The sequence below is a fragment of the Bradyrhizobium tropiciagri genome (assembly GCF_018130505.1).
In the GTDB taxonomy this organism is placed as follows: Bacteria; Pseudomonadota; Alphaproteobacteria; order Rhizobiales; family Xanthobacteraceae; genus Bradyrhizobium; species Bradyrhizobium tropiciagri_B.
On the sequence record NZ_JAFCKH010000026.1, the window covers coordinates 1 to 6,341 of the forward strand.

2 protein-coding genes are annotated in these 6,341 nt (G+C 60.7%); both read left to right on the top strand.

The genetic code is table 11. The features are described 5' to 3' along the window. Positions 1-294: 294 nt before the first annotated feature. A complete protein-coding gene (locus tag JQ633_RS35000; protein WP_249159885.1) occupies positions 295-3,432 on the top strand; it encodes a beta strand repeat-containing protein in 3,138 nt (1,045 codons plus the stop codon). 800 nt (positions 3,433-4,232) lie between these two features. Further along, a partial coding sequence (locus JQ633_RS35005; RefSeq protein ID WP_211990391.1) for an SdrD B-like domain-containing protein occupies positions 4,233-6,341 on the top strand: 2,109 nt, incomplete at its 3' end.

A 6,341-nucleotide genomic window follows, 5' to 3' on the forward strand; every position in this document is an offset into this window, starting at 1 on the left:
GACGTCCTCAAGGGCGGCGGCGGAGCAGACCTGATCGTCGGCGGCGCAGGCACCGATACCGCGGTCTATTCGACCAATATTACGGTCGACAAGCTCACGGCGGTTGCGGACCTTGGTGCGACGTTGGGCAATCAGTCCGGCTGGACCGTCAATGCCGGCGCAAACGAAGGCACCGATACCCTCGTGGGCGTCGAGGTCGTCAGGAGCGGGACGGGTCACATCCTGCTGGTCGGCAGCGGCGGCTTTGCAACCATCCAGGACGCGGTCAACGCGGCGTCCGACGGTGATACAATTTTGCTGGCGGCAGGCACATATGACGAGGACGTCACCGTTACCGACAAGGAACTGACCTTCGCCGGCGCAAATTTCGGCACCTCGGGGGCAGGCTCGCGCGGAGCCGAATCCGTCATCCACGGGCGGGTTTCGGTCAGCGGAAGCAAGGCAGTGGCGTTCAACGGTCTCGAGTTCTTGGCGGACAACGACACCGGTACCATCGGCCACGGCAACGCAGCGCTGCAATTGCATGGTTCGGGCACCTACACGGTCCACAACTCGGTGTTCTACAGCGACTTCGTCGGCGGTAGTGTCGAAGCCACTGCGATTCAGCTCGACACCTCGGCGACCGGTACGATCAATATCGAATCGAACCTGTTCACCGGTTCTCAAACCGCCGCCAACATGAACCTGTTCGGTGGCGCCAATTGGCAGCGCGGCATCTGGTCCGACGGTGCCGAGCACCAGCTCAATATCACCGACAACTCGTTCTCCAACGTCCGGAGCGCCGTCAATCTCGATGGTTACGATGACACGACGCATCATGTCTCAGAGAATACGTTCATCGCGGCGGGCACTGGCATCTCGGTCGGCATTCCGGTCACCAACACGTATGCCGGAATTCACGACAACGACTTCCAGACCGTCAATGATGACTTCAACTTCCAGAATCTGACAACGATCGGGGTCGACCTCGATCTGACTGAGACCCACAACACGTCAACCGGCGGCGTTGCACCGATCGGCGGAGTGATTCAGGTCCTGGGCAGCCAGGTCGCGGATCACATCACGGGCTCGGCAGTCTCCGATGTCATCTTTGGCAATGGCGGCGACGACATCATCGATGGCGGCGGCGGCAACGACACGATCGACGGTGGCGCAGGCACGGGCGATACCTACGTGCTGAGCGGAGCGTGGAGCGACTATGTCATCTCTCGTTCCGGCAATACCTACACCATCACGAAGGGCGGCGAGACCGATACGGTCACCAACGTCGAGAACTTCAGCTTCCACGGCCATGTGGTGAGCGTGACCGGCGATCCCGACACCATCGTGTCGCTCGCGCCGACGATCACTGGCATCGTCGAGACCGGAACCGACGAAGACAACAACCCGGGGACGGTGGCAGTCAGCGAGGCGGCGTCGGCCGGGACAGTGATCGCCACCGTATCGGCGGCAGACCACAACATCGGCGCCGACGATGCGCTGACGTTCACGCTGGTGGACGGAGCGGGCAATGCCTTCACCGGCCCGTTCTCGATCACCAAGAATGCGGACGGCGTTTCAGCAACGATCGCCGTGGCCGCAGCTCTCAACTTCGACCTGCACTCGTCGTATGGCTTCTATGTCAAGGTCACCGACAGCGCTGGACATTCCGTTACGCAGGCTACCGCCGTCAGTGTCATAGACGTCAATGGGCCGCCGGTTGCTCCGGCGGGCAACAACGTTGACGTGGAGTCCGGAAAGACCGAGGCCGCGCTCGCAGATCCAAACGCGGCACCGCTCAATCTGGCGCTTCCGGTTGATCTCGAAGGCGATCCTATAACTTTCCACCTGACGTCGATCCAGCCATCTGGAGGTAACCAGCCCGGCACCGTGTTGCTGAATGGCGTGGCGGTCACGGCCGCGACGTTGCTCTCGGCGGCTGACATGCAAAGCCTGACCTATCTTGCTCCGGTCACGAACGATCCGGCGCCCGAGGTTGTTGCGCTGAACTTCGAATACACCGACGGCGTGAACACTCCCGCCAACATGCAGGTTTTGGTCAACATCACCCCTGCGGCCGACGACTCTTACGCCGGAACGGCCGGAGCGGACAGGTTCGACGGCGGTGCCGGCAACGACACCTACACCATCGACAACGTCGGCGACGTGGTGTTGGAGCAGGCCGGTGCCGGCATCGACACGGTGCTGGTCGGCTCTCTCACGTCCTACACGCTGGGCGCCAACGTCGAAAATCTGACCCATACCGCAAGCAACAGCTTCACCGGCACGGGCAACGAACTCGCCAACGTCATGATCGGCGGTACGGGCGACGACAAGCTGATCGGCGGCGGTGGCGACGACACGCTCAACGGCGGCGGCGGCTCCAACACCGCGCAGTATAGCGGCAACCACTCCGACTATCTGGTCACGGCGCATTCGGGCCAGGGCGGCGTCACGTACACCGTGCAGGATCTGCGCAACGGCACGCCGGACGGCACCGACACGCTGTCCAATATCGCGAAGCTGCAGTTCGCTGATGGCACCGTTGTGATCAACGGCAACGCGGGGACGATCCGTCACGACTTCGACGGCAACGGCCATAGCGACGCCTTGCTGGTGAATGACAACGGTTCGGCCACGGTGTGGGATAACGGTGCTCCGGGAACGGCGCACCAGATCGCCCCGGCCGGCATCATCGCCAACGGCTGGCATTTCGCCTCCACCGGCGACTTCGACGGTAACGGCAAGAGCGACATCCTGTGGGTCAACGACAACACCGGCCAGGCGTCGATCTGGGACGACGGTCAGATCGGTGGCGCCCACATCATTTCGCCTCCCGGTACGATCGCCAACGGCTGGCATTTTGCCTCCACCGGTGACTTCGACGGCAACGGCAAGGCTGACATTCTCTGGGTCAACGACAATACCGGCCAGGCGTCGATCTGGGACAACGGCCAGATCGGCAGTGCCCACATCATCGCTCCGCCCGGCACCATCTCGGGCGGCTGGCACTTCGGAGGCACAGGCGATTTCGACGGCAACGGCAAGAGCGACATTGCCTGGGTCAATGACAACGGCAAGGTATCGATCTGGGATAATGGCCAGATTGGCGGCGCTCATATCGTGGCCAACCTCGGCAGCGACATCAGCGGCTGGCATTTCGCCGGCACCGGCGACTTCGACGGCAACAGCAAGAGTGACTTCCTATGGGTCAACGACAACGGCCGCGCCTCGATCTGGGACAATGGCGATGTCACCAAGGCTCATACGATCGCTCCGGTCGGCACGATCTCCAACGGATGGAGCTTCGCTGACACCGGCGACTATGATGGCAACGGCCAGACCGACATTCTCTGGCAGAACAGCCATGGCCAGGCTTCGATTTGGGACAACGGCGACATAGCCCATGCCCACATCGTTGCTTCGTCGCTCAGCGGTCTGCACATCGTGTAAGCGGCCCGCACGACGTCGGGAGCAGGTAGCCCAACAATATTGGTCGCAGCGGAGCTGCGACCAATATTGCTTTTGGAGCCGGTATTGCTTCGTCGCAGAGGTAGCCGCCGGCGCGCTCGAGTACGAGATGAATATCGGGCGCGCGCAGATCGCGCGTTCGAGTAGAGTTTTGATATGAATGCAATTAATGAGGGGCGCGTTAGCAGAACGGGCGCGCTAGGCGGAGATGTTTCACGGTTATCAGCAGCGGGGCGGTCGCGCGATGCTGACCCGGGCCTTGGGGGCGGGGCGTTAAAAAACGGTTTACAATTAGAAACATAGGTGTTTAGCTATTGACTAAATACGCGAGCTGTAGGCTGCGCCGCGCGTTTGCGAGGTTGCAATAACGGTCAAGGTTGCGTAATGCGGCGGCGTTTGGAGTAATCGCTTTCGGCTGGAACGTGCCTGATCGGCGCCTCCGGCTATTTTTATTTGGTGTGCAAGTAATTTCGGGTGGATGCGATCGCCGTCGTTGGATCGCGATTGATGCGTCCACGGCGTTCAAGGCGAGTTGCAGGTGGTTATTGCGGTGCACCCGGGAGGGTAGCCTGATGTTTGATTTGGAATGACGTTGGCAGTGGCTGGCCCGTTAGGGCCGACGAACTTCTGAGAAACCGCTTCTGTTGAGTTGCAGATGTCTGCGGAGCACGCGCTCCCGCGGGCAGTGTAGTCGCGCGTGTCGACAGCCAAAGCCGGTCGCAGATTTCACGAATTGAGAGTGCCCGTACTGCCGTGATCCGTACCTTGCAGGGAGACTGGCAATGGCGACGTACAAATACAATCCTGCCACTGGCACCTACACCCTCAGCGACGACCCGTTCTCGGTTTCGACGGATCAGCCGGATTATTCACCTGGCGCGATTGCGTCGATCACTGCCAACGGTATCGAGCCTGGAGCGACGGTCCAGTTTTCGGTCGCCCATGTCGATCCCGGTCCGGACGGCCTGTACGGGACCGCCGACGACAAGTTGACGTATGACCTCAGCGGTACGACGGAGCCATGGACAGCAACCGATGGCGGGTTCGGCGACCTTGATGGTGTGGTCAACGGCGTCATCAAGACGGCCTGGAATGTCGGCCTCGATGCTGCGGGCCAGTCATTCATGCTTTCGGCGACCAACTCTGCGGCTGGGCTCATCTCGACGACCGCCTTCACGGACACCGTGACGGCCGGTGTCACGCCGACGATCGATTTCACCAAGATCTTCGGCATCGCAGGCGATCTGCCGCTCAATCAGCCACCCAACAACGTGATCGTAACGGCGCACCCTGACGAAGCGTACTTCACGAACGACCGCACGCTTACCGAAGTCGTGTCGGGTTCCGGAAACCTCGAATCCTTTGTTCGTATCAGCACCAACAACCTGACGGAACAGGGGTATAATACTTCCGGCAGTCCGCTTCAGTTCGACGAAAACAACTCCAACCAGTTCACGCACAATCTTCCGCTCGCGGCGATTCCGATCTCGTATTTCGACCTCGACGGCAATGGTACGCCGGAAGCGTACTACCAGTTCCGGCTCGACATTAACGAGAACAACAGCGCCACCGAGCAATTCCTGTCCCTGGACAAGATCGAGATCTGGCAGTCCGACACCAAGGATCTGCACTCGGGCTTCGTGTCGGGCGGCACAGCGGCGGATCAAACCTCCTACGATCCGGCCGGAGCCAACCCGTTCGGTTTCACGGCCGCGGGTGTCACTGGCAACTACCTCGCCTATAACTTCGATGCGGGGGTGGCCAATGCAGCCAACAACTGGATTGGTCTGGAAGGCTCGTTCTATTCCGGCAGCGGCGACAGCGACATGGTCCTGCTGGTGCCGATCACGAACTTCGATACGAATCTGGATTGGGTCTATTTGTACTCCGCCTTCGGCGAGCAGGCGGGTACCAGCACGATCCAGTACGACGCGGACAAGGACGGCGTCGAAGAGCAAACCATTGCCAACGCGAACTGGAGGAACAGCGGCGGTTACGAAGAATGGGCCATCCTTTCGGGCGTGCCTGCGAGCCTCTCAGGCAGTAAGTGGGGCGACCTTGATAAGGATGGTACGCGGGATCCCGGCGAGTCGGGTATCGCGGGGTGGCACATCTACCTCTATAACGACACCAACGGTGACGGCAATTTAGATACCGGCGAAGGCCTGGTCGCGAGCACCGTCACCGACGCGAATGGGAATTTTACATTCACCAACCTTCCCGCCGTTACCATCGACGGAAGCGGGAATCCTGTTGGCGGTAAGTACATTGTACTTGAGGAAGCTCGTGCAGGCTGGACGCAGTCGTTCCCTGGAACGGACGTGGTGGATACGGCCAATCCGGCCGGTCAGAGCCAGTTCGGCTATGCCGTCACGCTCAATCCCGGTGAAAACGAGACCGGCAAGGATTTCGGTAACTTCCAACTGGCGTCGGTGAACGGCATCAAGCTGCTGGACGCCAACGCCGACGGTCTGAAACAAGCCGGCGAGAACACGCCGATCTCCGGGATCACGATCAACCTCTACAAGGACCTCAACGGCGACGGCACGCTGCAGCCGGACGAGCGCGATGGCGTGATCGACGGCGACGCCCAGGATACGCCATTCAAGACCACGACGACAGCGGCCAACGGCACCTGGTCGTTCACGGGCCTCGATCCCGGCAAGTACATCGTCGAGGAAGTGCTGAGCGGCGGCTATGTGACGAAGGACAATGTCGACGTCGCGATCACGCTGACCTCGGGGGAGACCCACGGGGTCGATGAAGGCACCACCTTCATGAACTACAAGCTGGCCTCGGTGAACGGCATCAAGCTGCTCGATGCCAACGCTGACGGTCTGAAGCAGGCCGGCGAGAACACCCCGATCTCGGGTATCACCATTAACCTCTAC